23 protein-coding genes are annotated in these 26262 nt (G+C 65.8%); 7 read left to right on the top strand and 16 right to left on the bottom strand.

Annotated elements, in window-relative coordinates; all coding sequences use genetic code 11:
* Positions 1 to 232 precede the first annotated feature (232 nt).
* The 3 genes from QA639_RS18925 to QA639_RS18915 all read right to left on the bottom strand — a co-directional run bounded on the left by QA639_RS18925 (position 233) and on the right by QA639_RS18915 (position 3227).
* The gene (locus tag QA639_RS18925; RefSeq protein ID WP_080667121.1) at positions 233 to 1069 is read right to left on the bottom strand and encodes a Crp/Fnr family transcriptional regulator; all 837 of its coding nucleotides are present in this window, start codon (positions 1067 to 1069) and stop codon (positions 233 to 235) included.
* A gap of 234 nt (positions 1070 to 1303) precedes the next feature.
* Positions 1304 to 2005 carry an RlmE family RNA methyltransferase gene (locus tag QA639_RS18920; protein WP_050386727.1) on the bottom strand — a complete coding sequence of 234 codons (702 nt, stop codon included), beginning with the start codon at positions 2003 to 2005 and terminating at the stop codon, positions 1304 to 1306.
* 178 nt (positions 2006 to 2183) lie between these two features.
* Complete coding sequence (locus QA639_RS18915) at positions 2184 to 3227, bottom strand: Ppx/GppA phosphatase family protein (RefSeq protein WP_157344745.1); 1044 nt, start codon at positions 3225 to 3227, stop codon at positions 2184 to 2186.
* Positions 3228 to 3424: 197 nt separating this feature from the next.
* Between QA639_RS18915 and QA639_RS18910 the strand changes: the two genes are divergently transcribed.
* A complete protein-coding gene (locus QA639_RS18910; RefSeq protein WP_157344747.1) occupies positions 3425 to 5797 on the top strand; it encodes a xanthine dehydrogenase family protein molybdopterin-binding subunit in 2373 nt (790 codons plus the stop codon).
* A gap of 221 nt (positions 5798 to 6018) precedes the next feature.
* Here QA639_RS18910 and QA639_RS18905 read toward each other — a convergent pair whose 3' ends face one another.
* Positions 6019 to 6627, bottom strand: a complete 609-nt coding sequence (locus QA639_RS18905; RefSeq protein WP_028335034.1) for a 2-hydroxychromene-2-carboxylate isomerase — start codon at positions 6625 to 6627, stop codon at positions 6019 to 6021.
* The gene (locus tag QA639_RS18900) at positions 6628 to 7431 is read right to left on the bottom strand and encodes a hotdog family protein (RefSeq protein ID WP_028335033.1); all 804 of its coding nucleotides are present in this window, start codon (positions 7429 to 7431) and stop codon (positions 6628 to 6630) included.
* 135 nt (positions 7432 to 7566) lie between these two features.
* Between QA639_RS18900 and QA639_RS18895 the strand changes: the two genes are divergently transcribed.
* The 3 genes from QA639_RS18895 (at position 7567) to QA639_RS18885 (ending at position 11115) form a co-directional block, all read left to right on the top strand.
* Complete coding sequence (locus QA639_RS18895; RefSeq protein ID WP_283090430.1) at positions 7567 to 8067, top strand: YaiI/YqxD family protein; 501 nt, start codon at positions 7567 to 7569, stop codon at positions 8065 to 8067.
* A 4-nt stretch (positions 8068 to 8071) separates the two neighbouring features.
* Entirely contained in the window at positions 8072 to 9889 is a 1818-nt protein-coding gene (locus tag QA639_RS18890; protein ID WP_283090429.1) for an ABC-F family ATP-binding cassette domain-containing protein, read from the top strand.
* Positions 9890 to 10035: 146 nt separating this feature from the next.
* Complete coding sequence (locus QA639_RS18885) at positions 10036 to 11115, top strand: D-TA family PLP-dependent enzyme (protein WP_092081809.1); 1080 nt, start codon at positions 10036 to 10038, stop codon at positions 11113 to 11115.
* A 15-nt stretch (positions 11116 to 11130) separates the two neighbouring features.
* Here QA639_RS18885 and QA639_RS18880 read toward each other — a convergent pair whose 3' ends face one another.
* A complete protein-coding gene (locus tag QA639_RS18880) occupies positions 11131 to 12033 on the bottom strand; it encodes a LysR family transcriptional regulator (RefSeq protein ID WP_050386732.1) in 903 nt (300 codons plus the stop codon).
* A gap of 93 nt (positions 12034 to 12126) precedes the next feature.
* Here QA639_RS18880 and QA639_RS18875 point away from each other — a divergent pair, with 93 nt between their 5' ends.
* Entirely contained in the window at positions 12127 to 13344 is a 1218-nt protein-coding gene (locus QA639_RS18875; RefSeq protein WP_283090428.1) for an MFS transporter, read from the top strand.
* 49 nt (positions 13345 to 13393) lie between these two features.
* Here the strand turns inward: QA639_RS18875 and QA639_RS18870 are convergent, their stop codons facing one another.
* From QA639_RS18870 to QA639_RS18830, 9 genes are all read right to left on the bottom strand, one after another.
* The gene (locus QA639_RS18870) at positions 13394 to 14614 is read right to left on the bottom strand and encodes a BaiN/RdsA family NAD(P)/FAD-dependent oxidoreductase (RefSeq protein WP_283090427.1); all 1221 of its coding nucleotides are present in this window, start codon (positions 14612 to 14614) and stop codon (positions 13394 to 13396) included.
* Between the two features lie 2 nt (positions 14615 to 14616).
* Complete coding sequence (locus tag QA639_RS18865; protein WP_028335026.1) at positions 14617 to 15534, bottom strand: SDR family NAD(P)-dependent oxidoreductase; 918 nt, start codon at positions 15532 to 15534, stop codon at positions 14617 to 14619.
* A 258-nt stretch (positions 15535 to 15792) separates the two neighbouring features.
* Entirely contained in the window at positions 15793 to 15981 is a 189-nt protein-coding gene (locus QA639_RS18860; protein WP_198400186.1) for a hypothetical protein, read from the bottom strand.
* Positions 15982 to 16177: 196 nt separating this feature from the next.
* Positions 16178 to 16657, bottom strand: a complete 480-nt coding sequence (locus QA639_RS18855; protein ID WP_050386734.1) for a MaoC family dehydratase — start codon at positions 16655 to 16657, stop codon at positions 16178 to 16180.
* 11 nt (positions 16658 to 16668) lie between these two features.
* On the bottom strand, positions 16669 to 18393 hold the full coding sequence (locus QA639_RS18850; protein ID WP_283090426.1) for an AMP-binding protein: 1725 nt from the start codon (positions 18391 to 18393) through the stop codon (positions 16669 to 16671).
* A 142-nt stretch (positions 18394 to 18535) separates the two neighbouring features.
* Positions 18536 to 19423 (bottom strand): 3-hydroxyisobutyrate dehydrogenase, encoded by an 888-nt coding sequence (gene mmsB / locus QA639_RS18845; RefSeq protein ID WP_157344764.1) that lies wholly within the window; start codon positions 19421 to 19423, stop codon positions 18536 to 18538.
* Between the two features lie 25 nt (positions 19424 to 19448).
* Complete coding sequence (locus QA639_RS18840; protein WP_283090425.1) at positions 19449 to 20531, bottom strand: enoyl-CoA hydratase/isomerase family protein; 1083 nt, start codon at positions 20529 to 20531, stop codon at positions 19449 to 19451.
* A complete protein-coding gene (locus tag QA639_RS18835; protein ID WP_283090424.1) occupies positions 20528 to 21673 on the bottom strand; it encodes an isobutyryl-CoA dehydrogenase in 1146 nt (381 codons plus the stop codon). Before QA639_RS18835 ends, QA639_RS18840 begins: the two co-directional genes overlap by 4 nt.
* A 21-nt stretch (positions 21674 to 21694) precedes the next feature.
* On the bottom strand, positions 21695 to 23191 hold the full coding sequence (locus tag QA639_RS18830; RefSeq protein ID WP_028335020.1) for a CoA-acylating methylmalonate-semialdehyde dehydrogenase: 1497 nt from the start codon (positions 23189 to 23191) through the stop codon (positions 21695 to 21697).
* A 121-nt stretch (positions 23192 to 23312) separates the two neighbouring features.
* Between QA639_RS18830 and QA639_RS18825 the strand changes: the two genes are divergently transcribed.
* Entirely contained in the window at positions 23313 to 24227 is a 915-nt protein-coding gene (locus tag QA639_RS18825; RefSeq protein WP_028335019.1) for a LysR family transcriptional regulator, read from the top strand.
* A 15-nt stretch (positions 24228 to 24242) separates the two neighbouring features.
* On the opposite strand, the gene QA639_RS18820 is transcribed toward QA639_RS18825, so the two are convergent.
* A complete protein-coding gene (locus QA639_RS18820; protein WP_283090423.1) occupies positions 24243 to 24482 on the bottom strand; it encodes a DUF1127 domain-containing protein in 240 nt (79 codons plus the stop codon).
* A 169-nt stretch (positions 24483 to 24651) separates the two neighbouring features.
* Here QA639_RS18820 and QA639_RS18815 point away from each other — a divergent pair, with 169 nt between their 5' ends.
* Positions 24652 to 26223, top strand: coding sequence for a winged helix-turn-helix domain-containing tetratricopeptide repeat protein (locus QA639_RS18815; protein ID WP_283090422.1), 1572 nt, complete (start codon positions 24652 to 24654; stop codon positions 26221 to 26223).
* Positions 26224 to 26262 lie beyond the last annotated feature (39 nt).

Genomic DNA, 26262 nt, shown 5'->3' with positions numbered 1-26262 from the left:
GAGGACCAAGGTGGGCGTCATCATGATCAAATGCCCGCGGACGGGACGTGCGATCAATACCGGCATGAAATCCGACCGCGAGACGTTCCGGTGCAGCACCGTGTTCTTTTCGCGCAGCAATTGCACGAGCTGTCGGACCAATCACGAATGGTTCGCCAGGGACGCGTGGGTCGACGAACCCGAGCTGGAATTGCGCAAGGCGTCCTGACCTCTGCGCTTGCCTAACCCTAATTCAATGGCTTCGTGATCGCTCAGCGCCCGCGCCGCGCGTATGTGCATGAACCTTGTCGCCATTGGTCCACGGTCCGGCGTGCGAACGCCGAGGTCCATGTGGTGGCGCGCCGTGACCGGACGACCTGATCCCTTCCGCGGATACGATGCGGTCGATCCTGCCGCGCATGATCTCGTAGCATTCACAGGCCGCGGTTTCGAGCCGCGGCCTGTCGACCTCGATCGAGCTCCGCCGGTTGGAGCGGATTGCGCCCGAGGCGCGAAGCTTGTGCACGACGTGGGTCACGGTCGTTCGTCGCACGCCCAGCAATTCCGACAGCGTCTCCTGCGTCAACGGCAACGTGTCGTCACCGATCTGATCGTGAACCTGCAACAGCCACCGGGCCAGGCGGGCCTCCACGGAATGGAGCGCATTGCACGCCGCGATATGCTGGAACTGGACCAGCAACGACCGCATATGGAGCTGTACCGCACTGGCAAGCGCGTGACTGTGCGCGAGCGCGGCGTGAAATCGTGCCGGCGAAATCTGCCACGTCGTGCCCGCGACGCGAACCACCGCGGTCATCGGCGAGCGTATCGACCTGAGTGTCGACAGGATGCCGGCGGCGCCCTCGTTGCCGATCATTGTCGTCGCAACGGCCTGTCCGTTCGGCATGTCCATGACGAACGCGATCAATGCCGTGCAGGGAAAATAGATCTGTTCGACGAGGTCGCCCGACCGCACCAGCACGGCGTCGCGTTCGAGCGATACCTTGCGGAGATGAGGCGCAAGCAAATCAAGGTCGGCGGGCGGCAGGGCCGCCAGAAGGCGATTGCCTATGCTCGACCTGCGTTCCATCACGGAAGAGCTCCGCAAGACGGAGGCGCGGCTCGCTGCACAAACCTGCCGTGGCGCCAGGCCGGAATACGCAACGAACTGACCGCGCCGGGAAGATAGAATACGCCGCAACGGGAAGAGTTCCAATGGTTCAGGTCGCCCGCGACCGCGCTCGCGTAGCGGGGCGGCGCTCCGGCCGCACCCTATGAGAAATCATGGATTGCCTTCGAGGGGGCTTCGGCGGATGCGTCGCCGCTACTCCCCGCGCGATAACGGCTGTTGCTGCCCGCGAAATCCTGTCGCCAGGACATAGCGCTCCGACGAATCCTGCCGGCTGGCGGCCGGCTTGACGTGGCGGACGGTCGCGAAATCGCGCTTCAGCTGCGCCACCAGCTCGGCGTCGGCGCCGCTCTGGAACACTTTTGCCAGGAACGTGCCGCCGGGATTGAGCACTTCGCCGGCGAAATGCGCGGCGGTCTCGACCAGGCCGATGATACGCAGCTGATCGGTCTTGCGATGGCCGGTGGTGTTGGCGGCCATGTCGGACATCACGATGTCGGCGCGGCCGCCCATCATCACGATCAGTTTTTCCGGCGCGTCGTGGTCGAGGAAGTCGAACTGCGCGAAGGTGACGCCTGGAATCTCGCCCATCTCCAGCAGATCGATCGCGACCACCTTGCCCTTGCCGTCGACGGCGCCGGTCCGCTTGGCCGCGATCTGGCTCCAGCCGCCGGGCGCCGCGCCAAGGTCGACCACGGTCATGCCCGGCTTGAGCAGACGGTATTTGTCGTCGATCTCGAGCAGCTTGAAAGCTGCGCGGGAGCGGTAGCCCATCGCCTTGGCCTTGGCGACATAGGGATCGTTGAGCTGGCGCTCGAGCCAGAGTTTTGACGACAGTTTGCGCTTGCCGCCGCTCTTGACCGTGACGTGCAGCCGTCCGGTGGTGTCTTTCGCCATGATGGTTCTTGCGTCTCGGTGTGTGTGCTTCTCCCTCGCCCCGCTCTTGCGGGGAGAGGGTTGGGGTGAGGGGCTGCTTCCGCATACTGAATGTGTGGAAGCGGCCCCTCACCCGGATCTTACGCTTCGCGTAAGATCCGACCTCTCCCCGCAAGAGCGGGGCGAGGTAGCTCAGGCTCTAGCACGCCCGCAGCGCGCCGTCCTCGCGCATCATCTCGACCAGCATGCCCTCGCGCAGGCCGCGATCAGCGACGCGGAGCCGCGGCATCGGGAACGCGTTGCGGATCGCATCGAGGATCGCGCAGCCGGCGAGCACCAAATCGGCGCGCTCGACGCTGATGCAGTTGTTGTTGACGCGCGCCTCATAGCTCATGCCGAGCAGCTTCTGGATCGTCGCGGTGACGTCGCAATCGTTCATCCAGATGCCGTCGATGCGGCGGCGGTCGTAGCGCGACAGATTGAGGAACACGCCGGCGAGCGTGGTCACGGTGCCCGAGGTGCCGAGCATGTGCATGTCGCGCAGATCCTTGCCGTGCTCGGCCGCGAACGGCGCGACGTGCCGCGCGACCTCATCGATCATTCGCGCATACATATCCCTGGTGACGTTCTTGCCGCCGAAATGTTCGGCCAGCGTGACGACGCCGAGCGGGATCGACATCCACGCCTTGATGCGTGGCGCCGCGTCGAGCGCGTTGGGGTCGCGCTCGATCCGCACCAGCTCGGTCGAGCCGCCGCCGATATCGAACAGGATGGCGCCCCGCCCCTTCGGATCAAGCAGCGGCGAGCAGCCGATCACGGCGAGCGTCGCCTCGGTCTCACGATCGATCACCTCGAGCTTGATGCCGGTCTCGGCCGCCACCCGCGCGCGGAAACTCTCGGCGTTGCCGGCGGCGCGGCAGGCCTCGGTGGCGATCAGGCGGAGCCGGCGCGCCTTGCGATAGCGGATCTTGTCGCTGCAGATGGCCAGTGCGGCAATCGCACGCTCGATCGCGGCCTCGCTGATCGAGCCGGTGGCGGCGATGCCCTCGCCGAGCCTGATGATCCGCGAGAAGGAATCGACCACGCGGAACCCGTCGCCGGTGGGACAGGCGATCAACAGGCGGCAATTGTTGGTGCCAAGGTCCAGCGCGGCGTAGACGCCACTTTCCGCCGCTGCCGCAACCAACCCTGGCGGGGCTTCGCTGGCCCGGGGGCCGTCGCAAAGCCGCACATGGTCGTTCATCAAAACTGTCTTTCCGCGGGACCAAAAGGCCCGCCGAATAATTATCGTTCACGGAAACTTTAGCAGCGTCAAAGCCCTACGCAAACTCCGTTCACATTGGGTCCATGCCCAATCGGGCGTTGTCGTTAAGGGGGGTGTGCGTTATCTCCTCAGCGCCCCCAAACTCCAGCAAATCCGGGCATTTCAGGTCATTTTCGATGCAAGATCACACGCCGCCTGCCTCCCTCGAAAACGCTATCGCACTGCAAAAATACGGTGTCGGACAGCCTGTTCGACGAAAGGAGGACGACACCCTGGTGCGTGGCAAGGGCAAATACACCGACGATTTCTCGCTGCCCGGCCAGGCCACTTGCTGGATGGTTCGCTCCTCGCATGCTCACGGAATCATCAAGGGGATCGATACGGCGGCCGCCAGGGCGATGCCGGGCGTGCTCGGGGTCTGGACCGGCGCCGACCTTGCCGCCGCCGGCTACAACCCCTTCACCTGCGGCCTGCCGCTGAAGAACCGCGACGGCTCCCCGCTCAAGCAGACCAACCGCCCCGCGCTGGTGACCGACAAGGTGCGCTTCGTCGGCGATCCCGTCGCCTTCGTGGTCGCGGAGACCGCGGCGCAGGCGCGCGATGCCGCTGAGGCTGTCGAGGTGGATATCGAGCCGCTGCCCGCGGTGACCGATGCGGCCGAGGCTGCCAAGCCCGGCGCGCCGCAGCTCTATGACGACATCCCCGATAACGTCGCGCTCGACTATCACTATGGCGACACCGCCAAGATCGAGGCGGCGTTCGCCGGCGCTGCGCACGTCACCAAGCTCGACATCGTCAACACCCGCGTCGCCGTGGTCTCGATGGAGCCGCGCGTCGCGCTCGCGCATTACGACAAGAAAACCGAACGCTTCACGCTGCAGGTGCCGACCCAGGGTGTGTCCGGCAACAAGGCGATTTTGGCGCGCCTGCTCAACGTGCCCGCCGACAAGGTCCGCATCCTCACCGGCAATGTCGGCGGCTCGTTCGGGATGAAGAACCTCAACTATCCCGAATATAACTGCATCGCGCACGCGGCGCGCGAGCTGGGCCGCCCGGTGAAGTGGCTGGACGAGCGCTCGACCAGCTTCCTCTCCGACAGCCAGGGCCGCGCGCAGCTGATCCACGCCGAGCTCGCCCTCGATGCCGACGGCAAGTTCCTCGCGGTGCGGCTGTCCGGCTACGGCAATCTCGGCGCCTACATCACCGGGGTCGCGCCGGGCCCGCTGTCGCTCAACACCGGCAAGAACCTCGCCAGCGTCTATCGCACGCCGCTGCTCGGCGTCGACATCAAGACGATCCTGACCAACACCACGCTGATGGGCGCCTATCGCGGCGCCGGCCGGCCCGAGGCCAACTACTACATGGAGCGGCTGATCGATGCCGCCGCCGACGAGATGGGCATCAACCGCTTCACGCTGCGCAAGCGCAATTTCATCAAGCCGTCGCAGCTGCCCTTCCCGGCGGCGTCCGGCGTCACCTATGACAGCGGCGATTTCGCCGGCGTGTTCCAGAAGGCGCTGGAGATCTCCGACTACGACAACTTCGCCAAGCGCAAGAAGGAAAGCAAAAAGAGCGGCAAGCTGCGCGGCATCGCCGTCGGCTCCTATCTCGAGGTCACCGCGCCGCCGTCTGGCGAGCTCGGCAAGATCAGCTTCGAGCCCGACGGATCGGTGAAGCTCACCACCGGCACGCTGGATTACGGCCAGGGCCACGCCACGCCGTTCGCGCAGGTGCTGTCTGACCAGCTTGGGGTGCCCTTCGAGAAGATCACCCTCGAACAGGGCGACAGCGATCTGGTGCGGTTCGGCAACGGCACCGGCGGCTCGCGCTCGATCACCGCGACTGGACAGGCGATCGTCGAGGCCTCGGCGCTCGTCGTCGAGAAGGGCAAGAAGGCCGCCGCGCATATGCTGGAGGCCTCCGAGGCCGACATCGAATTCGGCGCCGGCCGCTTCACCATCGCCGGCACCGACCGCTCGATCGGCATCATGGAGCTCGCCGAGCGGATGCGCGCCGGCAAGATGCCGGAAGGCACGCCGGAGACCCTCGACGTCGATCACGCTACCAAGGAGACGGCGTCGACCTTCCCGAACGGCTGCCACGTCGCCGAGGTCGAGATTGACCCCGACACCGGTGTGACGCGGATCGTGCGCTACTCCGCGGTCAACGATTTCGGCGTCGTGGTCAATCCGATGATCGTCGCGGGCCAGCTGCATGGCGGCGTCGCGCAGGGCATCGGCCAGGCGCTGATGGAGGAGATCAGCTACGACGCCTCCGGCCAGCCGATCACCGGCTCGTTCATGGACTACGCGCTGCCGCGTGCCGGCGACGTGCCGGCGATGCTGGTCGGCGATCATCCTTCGCCGGCGAAATCCAACCCGCTCGGCACCAAGGGCTGCGGCGAAGCCGGCTGCGCCGGCAGCCTCGTCTGCATCGTCAACGCCGTGGTCGACGCGCTGTCGGAATACGGCATCAAGCACATCAACATGCCGCTGACGCCCGAACGCGTCTGGCGCGCGATCCAGGACGCCAAGGCGAGCGCGGCGTAAGGCGCCGTTTCGCCTCACCCACCGCTGTCATCACCCGCCACCGGGTCGGCGCGATGCGCCGCCCGATGACAGGCTCCAGCAGGTGATCCAGTATTCCAGAGGCAGCAGTTGTTGAGCCGAGAAGCCGCGGCGTACTGGATACCCCGCATGCGCGGGGTATGACACCTGTTGGTGCGGGGCGGTCTTGCCCCTTCCCTACGTCGTCGCCCGCTCGGGTCCAATCACGCCAACGTCTTCAGCGCGCGGTCCAGAAATTCCACCCGGTCCTGTCCCCAAAAAATCTCGCCGGACGGCAGCACGTAGCTCGGCGCGCCGAACACGCCGGCCTTCAGCGCGTCCTGCGTGTACTGCTCGTAGAGCCGGTCGAGCTCGACATCCGACGGAGCGCCCGCGCGCAGGGCGGCCACGTCGAGGCCGGCGCGTTGCGCGGCGGCCGACATGACGTCGGCGTCGGCGAGTGCCTCCTCGCGTTCCCAGATCGCGCGGCCGAACTCCAGCGACAGGCGGTGCGCATCCTTCCCCTGCAGGGCGGCAGCAATGACGAGGCGCACCGCCGCAAGGTCATCGCTGGGAAAATACCTAGGCTCGACGTTGAGCGGAATGCCCCTCACCTCGCGCCAGCGCCTCAGCTCCACCAGCCGATACGCCTGCCGTTGCGGCGAGCGTTTCGGCAGCGGCAGGCCGCCGGTCTGCTCGAAGATCGGACCGAACTTGCAGGGCTTGACGTTGACGCTTGCGCCATGGCGCCGCGCGATCTCAGCAAACGGCGCGCTGCCCATGAAGGTCCAGGGCGAGTTCAGCGACAGATAATAGTCGATGGTGATGGACATCTACGCCGCCGTCTGTTCGCGCGGTTGAACAATCGCGATGTGCCAGCAATGCGCGAGCGGCACGCCATTGCCGAGCACCAGCGCATCGAGCTCGACGAAGCGGTGGCCTTTCTTGTCGTAATTGCCGGTCACCTTGGCGCGCGCGGTCAGCTCGTCGCCGATCTTGCCCGCCGACAGCAGCTGCATGCGGGTGCCGACATGGATCCAGGGCCCGAGGATCGCATTGTCGACCAGCACCTTGTTCATCACCCGCGGCAGCAGGCCGGGATGGCCGAGACCCTCGCGCAGGTAGATCGGGTCGGTCTCGCGGATATCGGCGAGATACTCCTTCGCGGCATCGCCCGACCAGTCGCGCGGGATGGTGCCGAGCCACTTGCCCTCCTCATAGGACGACGCACTGACCGGCTTGCGCTCGGCGACCGCGGCAACCTGCTTGTAGTCGTCGAGCACGAATTTCGGCGCGGACACCGGCAGCGAGGCGGTGCCGGTGGCGCAGAGTTCGCCGCGGCTGTGGAGCTCGATCGTCAGCCCATTGCCGGTCTCCTGGCCGGTCAATTCCGCGATCTCGCCGTCATAGACCGGTTTCACGAAGCGCGCCTCGATCAGGCCGCGCGCGAGGAAATCGCGGCCCCATTTCTCGACCGGCAGGTGCATCATGTAGGCCATCACATCGACGCCGGGCACCAGCCCACCGGAAAAGCCGAACTTGCGGGCCACCGTGTCGTCGTGGATCTTGTTCTCCGACAGTTTCGAGGTGTTGTACGCCGAGACACGGTAGGTCAGCGAAGCCGTCTTCGAATCCATGGGGTTTTCCCTTATTTCCGTTGTTTTTCTCAGGCAATCGTAGTCGAACCGGGCAGCGTGACAAGCCTCTCGTTTTGCTCGCTATTTTCCGCCTGATGGAGTACACGCAGGCCGCGTCTGCCAACCCTGGAATCGATGACTGAAACCCCTGCTCCCACCCGCATCTATGTCGACGCCGACGCCTGCCCGGTGAAGGACGAGATCTATCGCGTCGCGATCCGGCTCGGCGTGCCCGTCAGCGTGGTCGCGGGCTCTTTCATCCGCGTGCCGCAGGATCCGCTGATCGAGCGCATCTCCGCAGGTTCCGGCATGGATGCTGCCGACGACTGGATCGCCGAACGCGCGCATGAAGGCGACGTGGTGGTCACAGCGGACATTCCGCTGGCGAGCCGCTGCGTCAAGGCCGGCGCCGATGTGATCGCGCCGAACGGCAAGCTGTTCACCGAACAGTCGATCGGCATGACGCTCGCGGTGCGCAATCTGATGACCGATCTGCGCTCGTCGGGCGAGATCACCGGCGGGCCGAAATCATATTCGCCGCGCGACCGCTCGACCTTCCTGTCGACACTCGACCAGACCATCCGCCGGATCCAGCGCCGCCGCGCCGAGCAGGCGCAGGCGAGCCAGCAGGGTTAGCGCGATGGCTCCGCCGCCTCTGATCCAGCTCAAGGACATCAGCCTCACCTTCGGCGGCACGCCCCTGCTGACGGGCGTCGAGCTGTCGGTCTCCGCCGGCGAGCGCGTCTGCCTGATCGGCCGCAACGGTTCCGGCAAATCGACGTTACTGCGGATCGCGGCCGGCCTGGTCGAGCCCGACGCCGGCAGCCGTTTCGTGCAGCCCGGCGCCACCATCCGCTATCTGCCGCAGGAGCCCGATTTCGGCCAGCACAAGACGACGCTCGCCTATGTCGAGGCCGGCCTCGGCCCCGGCGACGACCATTACCAGGCGCGCTATCTGCTCGAACAGCTCGGCCTCAGCGGCGAGGAAGATCCCGCGCATGTCTCCGGCGGCGAGGCACGCCGCGCGGCGCTGGCCCGCGTGCTGGCGCCCTCGCCCGATATCCTGCTGCTGGACGAGCCGACCAACCATCTCGACCTGCCGACCATCGAATGGCTCGAGGGCGAATTGGAAAGCCGGCGCTGCGCGCTGGTGCTGATCAGCCACGACCGCCGCTTCCTCACCAATCTGTCGCGCACCACGGCCTGGCTCGATCGCGGCCAGATCCGGCAGATCGAGCGCGGCTTCGGCGCCTTCGAGGCGTGGCGCGACGAGGTGCTGGCCGAGGAAGAGCGCGAGCAGCACAAGCTCGACCGCAAGATCGTCAACGAGGAGCACTGGCTGCGCTACGGCGTCTCCGGCCGCCGCAAGCGCAACGTCAAGCGGCTCGGCAATCTGCATGCGCTGCGCGACCAGCGCCGCGATTATCGCGGCGCCACCGGCAATGCCACGCTCGCCGCCGCCGAGGCCGAGAAATCCGGCCGCCTGGTGATCGAGGCCAAGAACATCGCGAAGGCGTTCGGCGAGCGCAAGATCGTCGACGGCTTCTCGACCCGGATCCAGCGCGGCGACCGGCTCGGTATCGTCGGCCCGAACGGCGCCGGCAAGACCACGCTGGTGCACCTGCTGATCGGCAACGATCCGCCCGACTCCGGTTCGGTGCGGCTCGGGGCCAATATCGAGATGGCAACCCTCGACCAGCACCGCGAGAGCCTCGACCCGAAGCTGACGCTGGCCGAGGCGCTGACCGGCGGCCGCGGCGATCACGTCATGGTCGGCGACAAGTCGAAGCACGTCATCGGCTACATGAAGGATTTCCTCTTCGCGCAGGAGCAGCGCGGCACGCCGCTCGAAGCGCTCTCCGGCGGCGAGCGCGGCCGCCTGATGCTGGCGCGCGCGCTGGCCAAGCCGTCCAACCTTTTGATCCTGGACGAGCCGACCAACGACCTCGACCTCGAAACCCTCGATGTGCTCGAGGACATGCTCGGCGATTACGAAGGCACAGTGATCCTGATCAGCCACGACCGCGACTTCCTCGACCGCGTGGTGACGTCGGTGATCGTGCCCGAAGGCCAGGGACGCTGGATCGAATATGCCGGCGGCTATTCCGACATGCTGGCGCAGCGCGGTGCCGACGTGAAGCGCGAGACGGTGAAGGCGGATGCCGCGACAGAAGAGAAGAAGGAAGCCAGAGCCGCGGCGCCCGAAGCAGCACCGAGGCGCCGGCTGAGCTTCAACGAGAAGCACGCGCTGGAAACCTTGCCGAAGACGATCGACAAGCTGCACAACGAGATCGCCAAGCAGCAGAAGCTGCTCGACGATCCCGATCTCTATACGAAGGATCGCAAGACATTCGACGCCGCCTCGGCGGCGATCGCAAAGGCGCAGCAGGAGCTCGCCGCCGCCGAGGACCGCTGGCTCGAACTCGAGGTGCTGCGCGAAGAGATCGAACAAGCGTAATGTAGGATGGGTGGAGCCAACGGGACCGCGCAAAGCGCGGCCCGATGATAAACTCCGCAAAACCCATCCTGTGTCCGCGCAGAAGAAAGTCGATGGGTTTTGCGTCGCTCTACCCATCCTACGAGGTCGGAGAAGAAGGATAAATCATGACCACGCCCCTCGCCGCCAAGATCGCCAAGGAATACGGCACGCCCTGCGCCGTGATCGACATGGACCGGGTCGAGCGCAACATCGCGCGCATCCAGAAGGCCTGCGACGAGGCCGGCGTCGCCAACCGCCCGCATATCAAGACGCACAAGAACCCGATGCTGGCGCAGCTGCAGATCAAGGCCGGCGCCAAAGGCATCACTTGCCAGAAGCTCGGCGAGGCCGAGATCATGGCGGACGCCGGCATCGACAACATCCTGATCAGTTACAATCTGCTCGGCGACGAGAAGATGGCGCGGCTCGGCGCGCTGCAAAGCAAGGCCAACGTCACCGTCGCCGCCGACAATTCCGTCGTCGTGGGCGACCTGCCGAAGGCCGCAGCCGCCTCCGGCCGCCCGCTCTCGGTCGTGGTCGAATGCGACACCGGCCGCAAGCGCGCCGGCGTCGAGACCCCGGCCGAGGCGATCGCGCTGGCGCGGGAGATCGCAGCCTCCAAGGGCCTCAGCTTCGCGGGTTTCATGCTGTACCCGACCGAGACCGGCTGGGCCGATGCGCAGAAATTCTACGACGAGGCGCTGGCCGGCGTTCGCGCCCACGGCCTCGACGCGACCATCGTCTCCACCGGCGGCACGCCGAACCTGAAGAACCTCGGCAAGCTGAAGGGCGGCACCGAGCATCGCTTCGGCACCTACATCTACAACGACCGCATGCAGGTCGCGGCCGGCGTCGCGACCTGGGACGATTGCGCGCTGCATATCTATTCCACCGTCGTCAGCCGCGCCGGCCCGGAGCGCGGCATCCTCGATGCCGGCTCCAAGACGCTGACCTCGGACACCGGCGGCCTTGAAGGCCACGGCCTGATCCTCGAACATCCCGAGGCCAGGATCGCGCGCTTCGCCGAGGAACACGGCTTCCTTGATCTGTCTCGCAGCAACACGCGGCCCAATGTCGGCGACGTGGTGCGGATCGTGCCCAATCACGTCTGCGTCGTCGTCAACATGATGGACGAGGTCGTGATGGTGCGCGGTGACGAGATCATCGGTGCGTTGCCAGTGACGGCGCGCGGGAAGTTGCGCTAGCCGCATCCTACGCATCTACCCGTGCATCAGCGCCTGCAACTCGCGATCCAGCGCTGCGCGAAACACCTTGATCGGCCGCGCCAGGCGGCCGGCCGGCGGGCGATGCACGATCCAGGCGCGGACCGCGGGATTGAAATCCGCGATCTTCACGGCCTTGAGCCGGCTACGGATCGGGCTTCGTTTCAGCGCCACCGGCGTCACGAGGCCGATGCCGAGCCCTCGCGCCACCAGCGACAGCCGCAACTCGCTATCGAGCGCCTCAACCGCGATGTTGAACGGCAGATGCGCCGCATCGAAATGGCGCTTCAGCGTCTGGCGGAAGCCGCAGCCGTCCTGGTTGATCACCCATCCGATCCGCGACAGCCATTCGAGATCGACTGACTTCGGCGTCTTCATGTCGCGCGCGACGACGAACACCACCGGCTGCGCGCCGAGATCGTCGGCCACGAGATCGTCGGGCGGCGCGGTGCCGTCAGGCAAACAGATTGCCGCGGCATCGAGCTCGTTGCGGCTGACCCGCTCCATGTGGTTGGGCGACCAGCCCGAGACGACGCGCACCGCCAGCGCGGGAAATTCGCCGCGCACCGCGTCGAGCGGTCCGGTGAGCCCCGCCTCCGACAAAAACGGCGTCAGGCCGAGCCTGAACTCGCCGCGCACCACGCCGTCATTGGCGACGCCTGACTTGAGGTCATCGAGCATGCGCAGCAGCCGGCGGCCCTGCTCATAGGCCTCGATTCCCGCCGCCGTCGGCTTCAGCGGCTTGGAGAGCCGGTCGAGCAGCTGCGCGCCGAGCATCTCCTCGAGATTCTGGATCCGCCGCGTCACGCCGGGCTGGGTCAGGTTCAGCCGCGCCGAGGCCGCGACGATCGATCCGGTCTCCACCACGGCGACGAACGCCACGAGGTCATGCGTGTTCATAACAATCTCGCATATTCTTCATCATCTTATTTGAATTGTAGCATATTAGGCCGATCCCCTAAAGGGGGCCTCGCCACTCCATCGCGAGGCCCCATGACCATCTCCGAAGCCACCAAACTCTCCCCGGCGCGCACCGTCGCCGTGCGTCCGCTGATCTGGATCGGCGCCATCACGACCGGCACCGTCGTTACCAATCTCTTTGCGCCGCAGATCCTCGTCGGCCTGATGGGCCGCTCGCTCGGCATGACCGAGCTGGAGGCCGGCCTGATCTCGACGCTGACCCTGCTCGGCTATGCGCTCGGGCTGCTGCTGCTGGTGCCGCTGGTCGACCTCGTCGAGAACAAGCGGCTGATCCTGCGGACGCTGGCCTGCGCCATCGTCGCGGCGATCGGCACCGCGATGGCGCCGACGCCGCTGATCCTGCTGGCCGCCACCTTCATCCTCGGCGCCTCCTGCGCCGCGATCCAGATGGTGGTGCCGCTGGTGGCGTCGATGGTGCCGCCGGAGCGCCGGGGACAGGCGATCGGCGATGTGATGAGCGGCCTGATGATCGGCATCCTGCTGTCGCGACCAATGGCGAGCCTGATCGCGGACAGCTGGAACTGGCGCGGCTACTATGTCACCTCGGCCGTGCTGATGACGGTGCTCGCCGGCGCACTGGCGCGCACGCTGCCGACGCTACAGCCTGCGGCGAAGGTCAGCTACGGCGCGCTGCTGCGATCGTTCCCAAAACTGCTGCGCGAGGAGCCGGTGCTGCGCGTCCGGTCCTGGACCGCTGCGCTGGTGATGGCCTCGTTCACTGCGTTCTGGGCCGCCGTGGCGCTGCGGCTGCCGGATGCGCCGTTCAAGCTCGACGCCAGGGGGATCGCGCTGTTCGCGCTGATCGGCGTTGCCGGCGCTATCGCGACACCGCTGGCCGGCCGCTGGGGCGACCGTGGCCTGGCGCGGCCGATGCTGATCGGCTCGCACATTCTGATCATTGCATCGCTGGCGCTGTGCGCGTGGGCCGGGGTGCTGGAGTCGCGGATCGCTGCACTCGTCGTGCTGAGCCTCGGCACCATCCTGCTCGATCTCGGCATCACCACCGACCAGACGCTCGGCCGCCGCGCCGTCAACCTGCTGCGGCCCGAGGCGCGCGGCCGGATCAACGGCCTGTTCGTGGCGCTGTTCTTCATCGGCGGCGCCGTCGGCGCGGCTGCGGCCTCCGCGGCGTGGAGCTTTGGTGGCTGGACCGCGGTGTGCGCGGTGGCTGCAGCGTTCGGTGTGCTTGGGTTGATCACCGACCTCGCGACGAAGACGGGATCAGAATGAGTGGCACGGCGTGGGATGGGTTTCGCTTCGCTCTACCCATCCTACAGAGCTACGATTTCTGCGCGAACCATCGCAACGCCCCCTTCCCGCCGGCGACGCCCGTTGCAAACGACGCCTGCAACAGATAGCCGCCGGTCGGCGCTTCCCAATCGAGCATCTCGCCGGCCGCGAAGACGCCGGGCAGCCGCCGCAGCATGAAATGCGCGTCGAGCTCGTCGAATCTGATCCCGCCGGCGCTCGAGATCGCGCGGGCAATCGGCGCCACGCCGGTGATCCGGATCGGCACCGCATTGATCAGTTCGGCCAATTCGGTCGGCGGCAGCGCGGCCAGCGAACGGCCGGCGGCGACCGCCGCCTCCTGCAACAAACCGATGCCGACCGGCGAAAGCTGCGCGACCTTGCGCAGGAAATTGGAGACGGTCTGCTTGCCCTTCGGCGCCGAGAGGCGCGCGACCAGTTCGTCACGCGCGGCGTCGGGCCGCAGTGCCACCGTTAGGGTCGCCGTGCCCTTGGCGAGCACCGCCTCGCGCAATTCCGCCGACAGCGCATAGATGGCACCGCCTTCGATGCCGGCGCGGGTGACGATCGCCTCGCCGCGCACCGTATGCGAGCCGATCGTGAGCGCGACTCCCTTGAGCGGCCGGCCTTCGAACCGGTCGCGGAAGATATTTGACCAGGCAACCGTGAAGCCGGAATTGGCTGGCTTGATCGGCGCCACCGCAACGCCCTTCGCGGTGAGGATCTCCGCCCAGGCGCCATCGGAGCCGAGCCGCGGCCAGCTCGCGCCGCCGAGTGCCAGCACGATTGCATCGGCATTGACTGTGCGCTGGCCGTCCGGCGTCTCGAACAGCAGTCCGCCGCGCGCGTCCCATCCAACCCAGCGATGCCGGAATGCGAACGCAACGCCCGCGGAATCGAGCCGCCGTAGCCAGGCGCGCAGCAGGGGCGATGCCTTGAACGCCTCGGGGAATACGCGGCCGCTGGTGCCGACGAATGTCGGCTGCCCCAGCGCATCGCTCCAGGTGCGTAAGGCATCGGGCGGAAATGCCTCGACCGCAGCCTTCAGATGCGGCATCGCATCGCGATAGCGCGCAAGGAAATCCGGCAGCGGCTCGGAGTGGGTGAGATTGAGCCCGCCACGGCCGGCCATCAGGAACTTGCGGCCGGCCGACGGCATCCCATCGTAGACGGTGACCTGTGCGCCACCTTGCGCGAGCACCTCCGCCGCCATCAGGCCGGCAGGTCCGGCTCCGATGACGGCGACGGTCATGCTCAGAGCTTGATCCCGGCCCGCGCGGCGGCCTGGGCGACATACTTCTGCGTCTGCTCGAACGCGCCCTGCAGCGCCTTCGCGGTCGACATGTCGCTGATCGCATTGAAGTGCGCGGCGACGCCGTCCGGCGTCCATTCGGACTGCGGCAGGTTGACGCCTTCGGTCTCCAGCACGCGGATCACCGCAAACGAGCCGGCGCCGGCGCCCATGATGGTGCGGGTCGGTGCGTCCTCCGAGAGCAGGAATTCGACCGCCGGCGTGATCGCTTCCGGCTTCATTAGTTGAAGCGCCTGCGGCGGCAGCAGTTCCTCGGTCATGCGGGTCGCAGCCGTCGGCGAGATGGTGTTGACCTTGATGTTGTTCTTGCGACCCTCTTCGGCGAGCACGTTCATCAGGCCGACCATGCCGGCCTTCGCCGCGCCGTAGTTGGCCTGGCCGAAATTGCCGAACAGACCGGACGACGAGGTCGTCAGCACGATGCGGCCGTAGTTGCGCTCGCGCATGCCGGCCCACACCGCCTTGCAGCAGTAGAAGGTGCCGGTGAGATGCACGTCGAGCACCTTGGCCCAGTCGGCGACCTCGAGCTTGGTGAACGACTTGTCGCGCAGGATGCCCGCATTGGCGCAGAGCAGATCGACGCTGCCCCACTCCTTGGTGGCTCGCTCGACCATCGCGGTGACCTGCTCGAAGTTCGAGACGTCGGCGCCGTCGGCCATCGCGGTTCCGCCGGCTTTCCGGATCTCTTCGACCACGGTCTCGGCCGGCGACAACGAGCCGCCGGTGCCGTCGCGCGCGCCGCCGAAATCGTTGACCACGACCTTGGCGCCGCGGCTCGCCAGCCCAAGCGCATGCGCCCGCCCAAGACCATTGCCCGCGCCGGTGACGATAGCGACGCGTCCGTCAAACCTGATTGCCATGCTGTTGATTCCTGTTCTTTCCTTCTCCACTTGTGGGAGAAGGTGGCGCGCGCAAGCGCGCCGGATGAGGGGTTCTCTCTCCACGGATGAGCACGCGGAGAGAGACCCCTCACCCGGCTTCATCTCGCTCCGCTCGATTTCGTCACCCTCTCCCACAAGGGGAGAGGGTGCACGCCTGAGCGGCATGAAAAGGTTGGGGACTTTTGAGCAGCGATGGATGGCCGGGTCAAGTGTTGCGCTGACCGGCCACAGGGTCAGTTAGACTTCAGGGGCCATCGACCCGCAGGGTTTCAAGGCTTTGAACCGGTGCCCATCGTTCAAGGTCTTGTCCTTCAAGCTCCTGATCAGGTGCCCGTTCCAGCACTCATGATGCTCCTGGGCGTAACTGATCGAGCCGATCACAATCAATGCGATGACAACAAGTCCGGCGACGATGTTCTGCACCATGGCTGCCACTCCCGGGACCGCACCGCCTAAAGGCGGCATGATGGACACCGGGGATCAAAGCCGTCAATGCGCTTCTTGGACCATGCGGGTTCGCTCCACCTCTGCTGCTTGCGGAAAAGGTGGAGCTACTCAACCATCTCCTGGAGCCTTTTCCGTTCCGAATGAATCGGAACGGGGCTCTAGATTCCTGTTCGCTCTAGCTGAAATAGATCAGGCCTAGCCAGTCGGCGACCAGCGCGGGCTTGTCCTCGCCTTCGATCTCGACCGTGACGTTGGTGCGCGACAACAACTCCTTCGGCTTGCGCAGCGTGGCTTCGGCCAGCACGAAGCGGCCGCGGACGCGTTTGCCCGAGCGCACCGGCGAGATGAAGCGCAGCTTGTCGAAGCCGTAATTGACGCCCATCGCGGTGCCCTCGAGCACCGGCATCACCTCGTAGGACATGATCGACATCAGCGACATCGTCAGGAAGCCATGGGCGATCGTGGTGCCGAAGGCGGTCTCCGCCTTGGCGCGCGCGGGATCGACATGGATGAACTGGTGATCCTCGATCACGTCGGCATAGGTGTCGATGCGGCCCTGGTCGAGCAGGTGCCACGAGGACACGCCGATCTCCTTTCCGACCATGCCCTGGTAGGTTTCCAGCGACACCGGCGGCTTCTTCCAGACTTCGTTCATTGGCTGACCTCCTAACCGGAGGTCCGCACCTTTTGCAGCTCCGGAAATTCTTCCTCGCGGAACTCGGCTCCGCGCAACGCATCTGTGCGATTATCGTCATGTTCGAGCCGGCGCAACTGCACCCGGCGGATTTTTCCGGAGATCGTCTTCGGCAGCTCTGTTACCAGCTCGATCTTGCGGATGCGCTTGAATGGCGCCAGCCTTGTGTGCAGGTGCTGGAAGATCGACAGGGCCGTCTCCGGCGTGCGCTCGACACCGGACACCAGCAGCACATAGGCCTTGGGGACCGCGAGCCGGATCGGGTCCGGGCTCGGCACCACGGCCGCTTCCGCCACCGCGTCGTGCTCGAGCAGCACGCTCTCCAATTCAAACGGCGAGATGCGGTAGTCAGAGGATTTGAACACGTCGTCGGTGCGGCCGACGAAGGTGAGATAGCCCTCGTCATCGGTAAACACGACGTCGCCGCTGCGATAGATCTCGCCGTCGGTGCCGATCAGCTTGCCGTCGTCGCCCTGATAGCCCTGCATCAGGCCCGCCGGCCGGTCTGCGCCGAGCAGCAAGGTCACCTCGCCTTCCTTCGCGGCGTGGCCGTCATTGTCGGTCACCTGGACGCGATAGCCCGGCAGCGGCCGGCCCATCGAGCCGACCTTCACCTTCTGTCCCGGCGAATTGCCCGCCAGCGCCGTGGTCTCGGTCTGGCCGTAGCCGTCGCGGATGGTCAGCCCCCAGGCCGATTTGACCTGGTCGATGATCTCAGGATTGAGCGGTTCGCCGGCGCCGCACACCTCGCGCAGCGAGACCTTGAAGCTTGCGAGCTCTTCCTGGATGAACAACCGCCACACCGTCGGCGGCGCGCACAGGGTGGTCACGCCGCAGCGGCCGATGGTCGAGAGCAGTCCCTTCGCCTCGAAGCGTGGCTGGTTCGCGATAAAGATCGTCGCGCCGGCGTTCCACGGCGCGAAGAAGCAGCTCCAGGCATGCTTGGCAAAGCCGGGCGACGAGATATTGAGATGGATGTCGCCGGGCTGCAGGCCGATCCAGTACATCGTCGAGAGATGGCCGACCGGGTAGCTGCGCTGGCTGTGCCGCACCAGCTTCGGCTTTGCCGTGGTGCCCGAGGTGAAATAGAGCAGCATCGGGTCGTCGGCCTTGGTTGGGCCATCGGGCGTGAACGCCTCGGGCGCCTTCGCCGCATCCTCGAACGGCAGCCAGCCGTCCTGCGGCTGCGTCGCGCCGACCACGATGCGGGCGAGCTTGTCGCTGCCGAGGCCCGCGAACTTCGCGACCTGATCCTGCGTGGCGACCACCGCCCTTGCCTTGCCGCGGTCGAGCCGGTCGCGCAATTCATCCGCGGTCAAGAGCGTGGTGGCGGGGATCACGACCACGCCGAGCTTCATCGCCGCCAGCATGGTCTCCCACAGCGGCACGACATTGCCGAGCAGCAGCAACAGATGATCGCCGCGCTTCAGCCCCTGCGCGCGCAGGAAATTTGCAACCTGGTTTGAGCGGCGCGACAGTTCGGCGAAGGAAAGCCTGGTCTCGTTGCTGCTTGCGGCATCGACAATCCACAGCGCCGGCCGGTCGCGGCTGTCGGCATTGTGCGCCAGTTCGGCATCGAACCAGTCGAGCGCCCAGTTGAACGGCACCGGATCGGGCCAGCGAAATCCCTTCACCGCGGCGTCGTAGTCGATGCGGTGCTTGAGCAGAAAGGCGCGAGCGTCCTGAAATGTGGTCATCTTCTTCCGAGCCCGTTGATTGGCAACCAGCGTTACCGTCAAGCGTAGCCCGGATAGAGCGAAGCGCAATCCGGGGGCGGTCGCGCCGGTCGATAAGCAGTCCCGGATTTCGCTGCGCTCCATCCGGGCTACGAGCGGCCCGCTACTTTCCAGCGAGGCTCCGAACGTGCTGGATAATTCCGGAAAAGTCGACCCCGCCGTGGCCCGACGCGTCAAAGGTCTTATAGATCTCCTGCGCGTGCTTGCCGAGCGGCGTGACCGCGCCGGCCGCATTGGCGGCGTCCTGCGCCAGGGTCAGGTCCTTGACCATCAGGTTCGAAGCAAAGCCCGGCTTGTAGTCGTTGTTAGCCGGCGAGGTCGGCACCGGGCCGGGAACCGGGCAATAGGTCGTCAGCGACCAGCACTGCCCCGACGAGGTCGATGCGACGTCGAACAGCGCCTGGTGCGACAGGCCGAGCTTTTCGGCGAGCACGAAAGCCTCGCCGACCGCGATCATGGAAATACCGAGGATCATGTTGTTGCAGATCTTGGCTGCCTGCCCCGCACCGCCGGCGCCGCAATGCACGATCTTCTTGCCCATGTTCGCCAACATCGGCTGGGCCGCCGCGAATGCCTTCGGCTCGCCGCCGCACATGAAGGTCAGCGTCGCGCCCTTGGCGCCGCCGGTGCCGCCGGAGACCGGCGCATCGACCGAGGCCATGCCGTGCTTGGCGGCCAGCGCATGCGCCTGCTTGGCGCTTTCGACGTCGATCGTCGAGCAGTCGATGATCAGCGTGCCCTTGGCCATCGCGGGCAGCACCTCGCTCCAGACGCCGAGCACATGCTTGCCGGCCGGCAGCATGGTGATGACGACATCGGCCCCCTTCACCGCGCCGGCGCCGCTCTCGGCGATCGCTGCGCCGTCGCTCTTGGCCTGATCGCGGGACGCTGCGACCAGATCGAACGCGGTCACCTTGTGGCCGGCCTTGACCAGATTGGCCGCCATCGGCCCGCCCATATTGCCGAGCCCGATGAATGCGACGTTTGCCATGGGAAGTCCTCCGCTTGCGACGTTTCTATTTGCTGTCGGGAAATTTCAATTCGTCGGCGCCGATCTCGGCAAAGTAAGGCGCGAGCATCTCCGGCGTCACCTGTTCGATCCCGGCCGGCGACCATGTCGGATTGCGATCCTTGTCGATCACGGCGGCGCGCACGCCCTCGCGGAAATCGTCGCTGGCGAACACCTCGAGCGCGGCGCGATATTCGCGCTTCAGGCACTCTTCCAGCGTCGCGGTCGCGCGCGCCAGCCGCAGCAGTTTCAGCGTCACCACCATGCCGCGCGGCGACTTCTCACCGAGCGTCTTCAGCGCAGCCTGCGCCAGGTCGGAGCCGTCGGCCGTCAGCGCGGCGACGACGTCTTCCATCCGGCCGTGTGCGAACCAGCCGTCGATTTTGGCCTGCATCGCGGCGACAGGGCCAGCCGTCTCGCTAGTCGCGAAGCCTCCGATCAGCCGATCAATCTCGGCCGAACTCGTACCCGGCGCAACCTTGGTCAGCGCCTCGCGCAGCGCCGGCAGCTTTGCGCTCGGCACCACGGCGTCGGCAAATTTGGCGTAGATCGCATCGGGACCGTTCATCGTGGTGCCGGTGAGCCCGAAATAGGTGCCGATCTCACCCGGCGAGCGCGACAGTAGATAGGTGCCGCCGACATCGGGGAAGAAGCCGAGGCCGACCTCGGGCATCGCGAGCTTGGTCCGCTCCGTCACCACGCGGTGGCGGCTATGCGCCGACAGCCCGACGCCGCCGCCCATCACGATGCCGTCCATGAAGGCGACATAGGGCTTTGGGAATTTCTTGATCCGCGCGTTGAGGATGTATTCGTCGCGCCACAGGATCTTGCCGAGATCGCCCTTGACCTTCGAGCTTTCCCAGAGCGCGCGGATGTCGCCGCCGGCGCACAGGCCGCGCTCGCCGGCGCCTTCCAGCACGATCACTGCGACATCCCGATCGGCTTCAAACGCATCGAGCGCCCTGTCGATGTCGTGGAACATCTCCAGCGTCACGGCATTGATCGCCTTCGGCCGGTTGAGCCGGATGATGCCGGCAGAACCTTCCTTGCGCGCGATCAGATCGCCTTCGGCTGCTGCCGCATCATTCATCGCGCGCCCTCGATCAACTTGCGCGACACGATCAGCCGCATGATTTCATTGGTGCCTTCGAGGATCTGGTGCACGCGCAGATCGCGCACGATCTTCTCGACACCGTATTCGCTGAGATAGCCGTAGCCGCCGTGCAGCTGCAGCGCCTGGTTGGCGACCTCGAAGCCGACATCGGTGCCGAACCGCTTGGCCATCGCACAGAGCATGGAAGCGTCCGGATCCTTGCGGTCGAGCGCGGCGGCCGCGCGCCACAGGAAGGTGCGTGCGGCTTCCAGCTCGGTCGCCATGTCGGCGATCTTGAACTGCAGCGCCTGGAATTCGTCGAGCCGCTTGCCGAACGCCTTGCGGTCCTTCATGTAGGCCAGCGCCTTGTCGAGCGCCGCCTGCGCGCCGCCGAGCGAGCACGCCGCAATGTTGAGACGGCCGCCGTCGAGCCCGGCCATCGCGATCTTGAAGCCGATGCCCTCCTCGCCGAGCCGGTTCTCGACCGGCACGCGCGCGTTCTCGAACATCACAGCGCGGGTCGGCTGCGCATTCCAGCCCATCTTGCGCTCATTGTTGCCGAACGACACGCCCGGCGTCTTGCCGTCGATGACCAGGGTCGAGACGCCGCCCGGACCCTCGCCGCCGGTGCGCACCATCGCCACCAGCAGGTCGGTGCTGCCGGCGCCAGAGATGAACTGCTTCTGGCCATTGAGCACGTAGTGATCGCCGTCGCGCACCGCGCGGGTGCGCAACGCGGCCGCGTCGGAGCCGGCACCCGGCTCGGTCAGGCAGTAGCTCGCGATCAGCTCCATGGTGCAGAGCTTCGGCAGCCATGTGTGGCGCTGGGTGTCGTTGCCGTAGGCATCGATCATCCAGGACGCCATGTTGTGGATCGAGATGAAGGCCGACGTGGTCGGGCACCCCGTCGCCAGAGCCTCGAAGATCAGCGCCGCGTCGAACCGCGTCATCGCCGAGCCGCCGACATCATCCTTGATATAGATGCCGCCGATGCCGAGGCCCGCCGCCTCGCGCATCACGTCGACCGGAAAGTGCTTTGTCTCGTCCCATTCGAGCGCGTGCGGCGCGATTTTCTCCGCCGCAAACGCCCGCGCCATGTCGCGAACCGCGATCTGGTCCTCGTTGAGAGCGAACTGCATGCTTCGCCTCTCGGGACGAGTTTACTTCATCGTCGGAATCGAGAACTCCGCGCCTTCCTTGACGCCGGACGGCCAGCGCGAGGTCACCGTCTTGGTCTTGGTGTAGAAGCGGATCGAGTCCGGACCGTGCTGGTTGAGGTCGCCGAAGCCGGACTTCTTCCAGCCGCCGAAGGTGTAGTAGGCGATCGGCACCGGGATCGGCACGTTGATGCCGACCATGCCGACATTGACCTTGGCGGCGAAGTCGCGCGCGGCGTCGCCGTCGCGGGTGAAGATCGCAACACCGTTGCCGTAGTCATGGTCGGACGGCAGCGCCAGCGCCTCGTGATAGTCGTGGGCGCGCACCACCGATAGCACCGGGCCGAAGATCTCTTCCTTGTAGATCCGCATGTCCTTGGTGACGTTGTCGAACAGCGAACCGCCGAGATAGAAGCCCTTCTCGTAGCCCTGCATCTTGAAGCCGCGGCCGTCGACCGCGAGCGTCGCGCCTTCCTTGATGCCGATGTCGATGTAGCTCTTGACCTTCTCGACCGCCTCGCGGGTCACCAGCGGGCCGTAATCGGCCGACGGATCGACCGAGGTGCCGATCTTGAGCGACTCGACGCGCGGGATCAGCTTCTCCATCAGGCGGTCGGCGGTGGTCTTGCCGACCGGCACCGCGACCGAGACGGCCATGCAGCGCTCGCCGGCGGAGCCGTAGCCGGCGCCGATCAGCGCATCGACCGTCTGGTCCATGTCGGCATCCGGCATCACGATGGCGTGGTTCTTGGCGCCGCCGAAGCATTGGCAGCGCTTGCCGGTCTGCGCGGCGCGCTCGTAGATGTATTGCGCGATCGGGGTCGAGCCGACGAAGCCGATCGCCTTGATATCGGGATCGTCGAGGATGGCGTCGACCGCCTCCTTGTCGCCGTTGACGACGTTGAGGATGCCGGCCGGCAGGCCCGCCTCGATCATCAATTCGGCGAGCTTCATCGGCACGCCGGGATCGCGTTCAGACGGCTTGAGGATGAAGGCGTTGCCGCAGGCGATCGCCGGCGCGAACTTCCACATCGGGATCATCGCCGGGAAGTTGAACGGCGTGATGCCGGCGACCACGCCGAGCGGCTGGCGCATCGAATAGATGTCGATGCCGGGGCCGGCGCCCTCGGTGTACTCGCCCTTCATCAGATGCGGGATGCCACAGGCGAACTCGGCGACCTCGAGGCCGCGCTGGATGTCGCCCTTGGCGTCGGGAACGGTCTTGCCGTGCTCGCGCGCCAGCAGCTCGGCAAGCTTGTCGTAGTCGCGCTGCACCAGCTCGAGGAACCGCATCATGACACGGGCGCGGCGCTGCGGGTTGGTGGCGGCCCATTCCGGCTGGGCGGCCTTGGCGTTCTCGACCGCGGCGCGGAGCTCGGCCTTGGAGGCCAGCGCCACCTTGGCCTGGACCTCGCCGGTCATCGGCTCGAAGACGTCAGCCGTACGGCCCGACGTGCCCTTGACCTCCTTGCCACCGATGAAATGTCCGATTGAGCGCATGGAAAAACCTCCCTGAAGCACCTGAATCGCCGCTCCTCGCGGCGGGATCGCTTTACAAACCCTATTGACCCTGCATTTTATGGGATTCAAGTCCGATAAATTGCACCATAGATGTGCGGAAATGCTGGATCAAGGCGGCGGCACAATCGACTGGGACGACTTCCGTTTCGTGCTCGCCATCGTGCGCGGCGGGTCGGTTTCGGCTGCCGCCAAGCAGCTCGGCGTCGATCATGCCACAGTGATCCGCCGTGTCGACCGGCTGGAGCGCCACCTCTCCGCAAAACTGTTTGATCGGCGCAAGACCGGCTATCTGCTGACCGAGGCCGGCCAGCGCGTCGCCGACAGCGCGGAGGCGATGGAATCCACCATCGTCGCCAACCAGGAGGCGGTCGGCGGCTCGCGCGCCCATCTCACCGGCACGGTGCGGATCGGCGCGCCCGACGGCTTCGGCAGCCATTTCCTGGCCTCGCGGCTGGTCAAGTTCACCGAGCGGTATCCCGATCTCGATCTGCAGCTCGTCGCCACCGCGCGGCTGTTCTCGCTCTCCAAGCGCGAGGCCGACATCGCGATCAGCCTGACCATGCCGAAGGAAGGCCGCATCGTCGGCCGCAAGCTCCTGGACTACACGCTCGGGCTTTATGCCGCACCCGCCTATCTCGCCCAGGCGCCGGCAATTGCCGCACGCGCCGACCTGCCGCGGCATCGCTTCGTCGGCTACATCGAGGAGCTCTTGTTCACGCCGGAGCTGGACTACCTGCCGCAGGTCTCGCCAAAGATCTCGGCGAAATTCCGCAGCGCCAATCTGATCGCGCAGCTCAACGCCACCATCGCCGGCTTCGGCATCGCCGTGCTGCCCCACTTCATGGCGACAGCCCACCCCGAGTTGCAGCCGGTACTGCCGGACGAGGTGCGGATCTCGCGCACCTTCTGGCTCCTGATGCACGCCGACAGCAAGGATCTCGCCCGCATCCGCGCGGTGGCGGACTACATCTACGAGACGGTGGAAGCCGAGCGCGCGCTGTTCAGCGGGGTGTAGCGCTCACCGACGACGTCAGACGGATCGGATGCCGCGCGGGTCGGCATCCCGGTTGGAGGCGACGTAATCGACCTCGCCACGCGAGATCCCGATGTCCATGAGCTCCCGGTCACTCAGGCTGCCGAGATCGGTGCGCAGCCGCTCCCATTTGCGCCATTCCTGAATTGCATCCCAAAAGCCCTTGAAGGCGCTCACGATCCGCGGCGTCGATGTGGTCGCCTGGGCTGAACGCGCTGGACTGTAGATCGTGCTCATTGCTGCACCTCCGGGATACGTCCTTTCCACCCGGACAAGATGCCGCGGCATGCGCTTGCGCGCTTAACAGTCGGCTTACAATTTCCTCATCGGCGGCTTATTCTTGGCATACCAAGCGGTGCCAAGGCGCCTCACGATCATTCCGAGGCACACCCAAGGGATTCGCGGCTTGCGCTATCTCTTCGAGGAGTACGCACTCGACACGGACCGGCGCGAGTTGCATCGCGGAACGGACATGGTTTGCGTCGCGCCGCAGGTATTCGACCTGCTCGACTTTCTGATCCGCAACAGGGATCGCGTCGTCAGCAAAGACGACGTCATCCACGCCATCTGGAATGGGCGCAGTGTGTCCGATGCAGCCTTGACCACTCGGTTAAACGCTGCGCGGAGCGCAATCGGCGACTCCGGTGAGCAGCAGCGCCTCATCAAGACACTGCCACGCAAAGGTTTCCGGTTCATCGGTGCGGTCCGGGAAGAGCGGACGACGGCAAGCGCGGCAAGGGGCGCCGAGCCGATAGAACCGCGGCAGCCTCCCCTCAAGCTCCCCGACAAGCCCTCGATTGCCGTGCTGCCCTTCCAGAACCTTAGCGCCGACCCGGAGCAGGAGTATTTCGCCGACGGCGTCGTAGAAGACATCACGATGGCCCTGTCGCGGTTTCATTGGCTGTTTGTGATCGCGCGCAATTCGAGCTTCACCTACAAGGGCCGGCCCGTCGACATCAAGCAGGTCGGCCGCGAACTCGCGGTGCGCTATGTGCTCGAAGGGAGCGTGCGCAAGGCCGGAAACCGCATTCGTATCGCCGGTCAGCTTATCGATGCTGAAACCGGCGCGCATCTCTGGGCCGACCGCCTTGACGGCGCGCTCGAAGATATCTTCGATCTACAGGACCAGGTGACGTCTACCGTGGTAGGCGCAATCGCACCCATGCTGCAGCGCGAGGAAATCAAGCGAGCCACGCGCAAGCCAACCGAAAATCTGGACGCATATGACTATTACCTGCGTGGCTTGGCGACCGCCCGTCGGTGGACGAAGGATGCAAACAGCGAAGCGCTCCAGCTCTTCTACAAGGCGATCCAGCTCGATTCCGGTCTGGCGTGCGCCTATGGCATGGCCGGATGGTGCTACATCCAGCGCAGAGCGCGACGCTGGATGATCGATCGTGCGCAGGAAACTGCCGAAGCTACGCGGCTCGGATGGAAGGCCGTGCATCTGGGAGCAGATGACCCGGCAGCGATGTGCATGGGAGCATATGTACTCGCCTTCATAGCGCACAAATTCGATGATGCCATTGCGTTCGTGGATCGCGGACTGACGATCAATCCGAACCTGGCAATGGCTTGGAATCTCGGTGCTTGGGTCAGAGCCTTCAGAGGCGAGCCCGACCTCGTGCTTGACTACGCCGCGCGTGCCATGCGCCTGAGCCCGCTCGATCCGTCGATGTACGCCAACCACGGAGCCGTATCGTATGCGCATTTTCTCTCGGGCCACTACGATATGGCATCGTCATGGGCCGAAAAGACATTGCGCGACAATCCGGATTTCCTGCTGGCCATCTGCATGTTCGCCGCCAGCAATGCGCTCACTGGACGCCTCGAGCCGGCTCAAAAGGCCATCGCACGTCTACGCGAACGCGCTCCCAATTTGCGCATCTCCAATCTGGAAGAGTTGGCGCCATTTCGTCGAGCGGAGGATCTTGCGCGCTTTATCAAAGGCCTCCGCGAAGCAGGGCTTCCGGACTGATCGCCGGTTCGCAGCCTACGAGACCGTGGAAGCTGAGCG

It is taken from the genome of Bradyrhizobium pachyrhizi (assembly GCF_029714545.1).
Lineage (GTDB): Bacteria > Pseudomonadota > Alphaproteobacteria > Rhizobiales > Xanthobacteraceae > Bradyrhizobium > Bradyrhizobium pachyrhizi.
The sequence above is the reverse complement of the archived record's forward strand: the minus strand, read 5'-3'. Positions and strand labels throughout refer to the sequence as shown.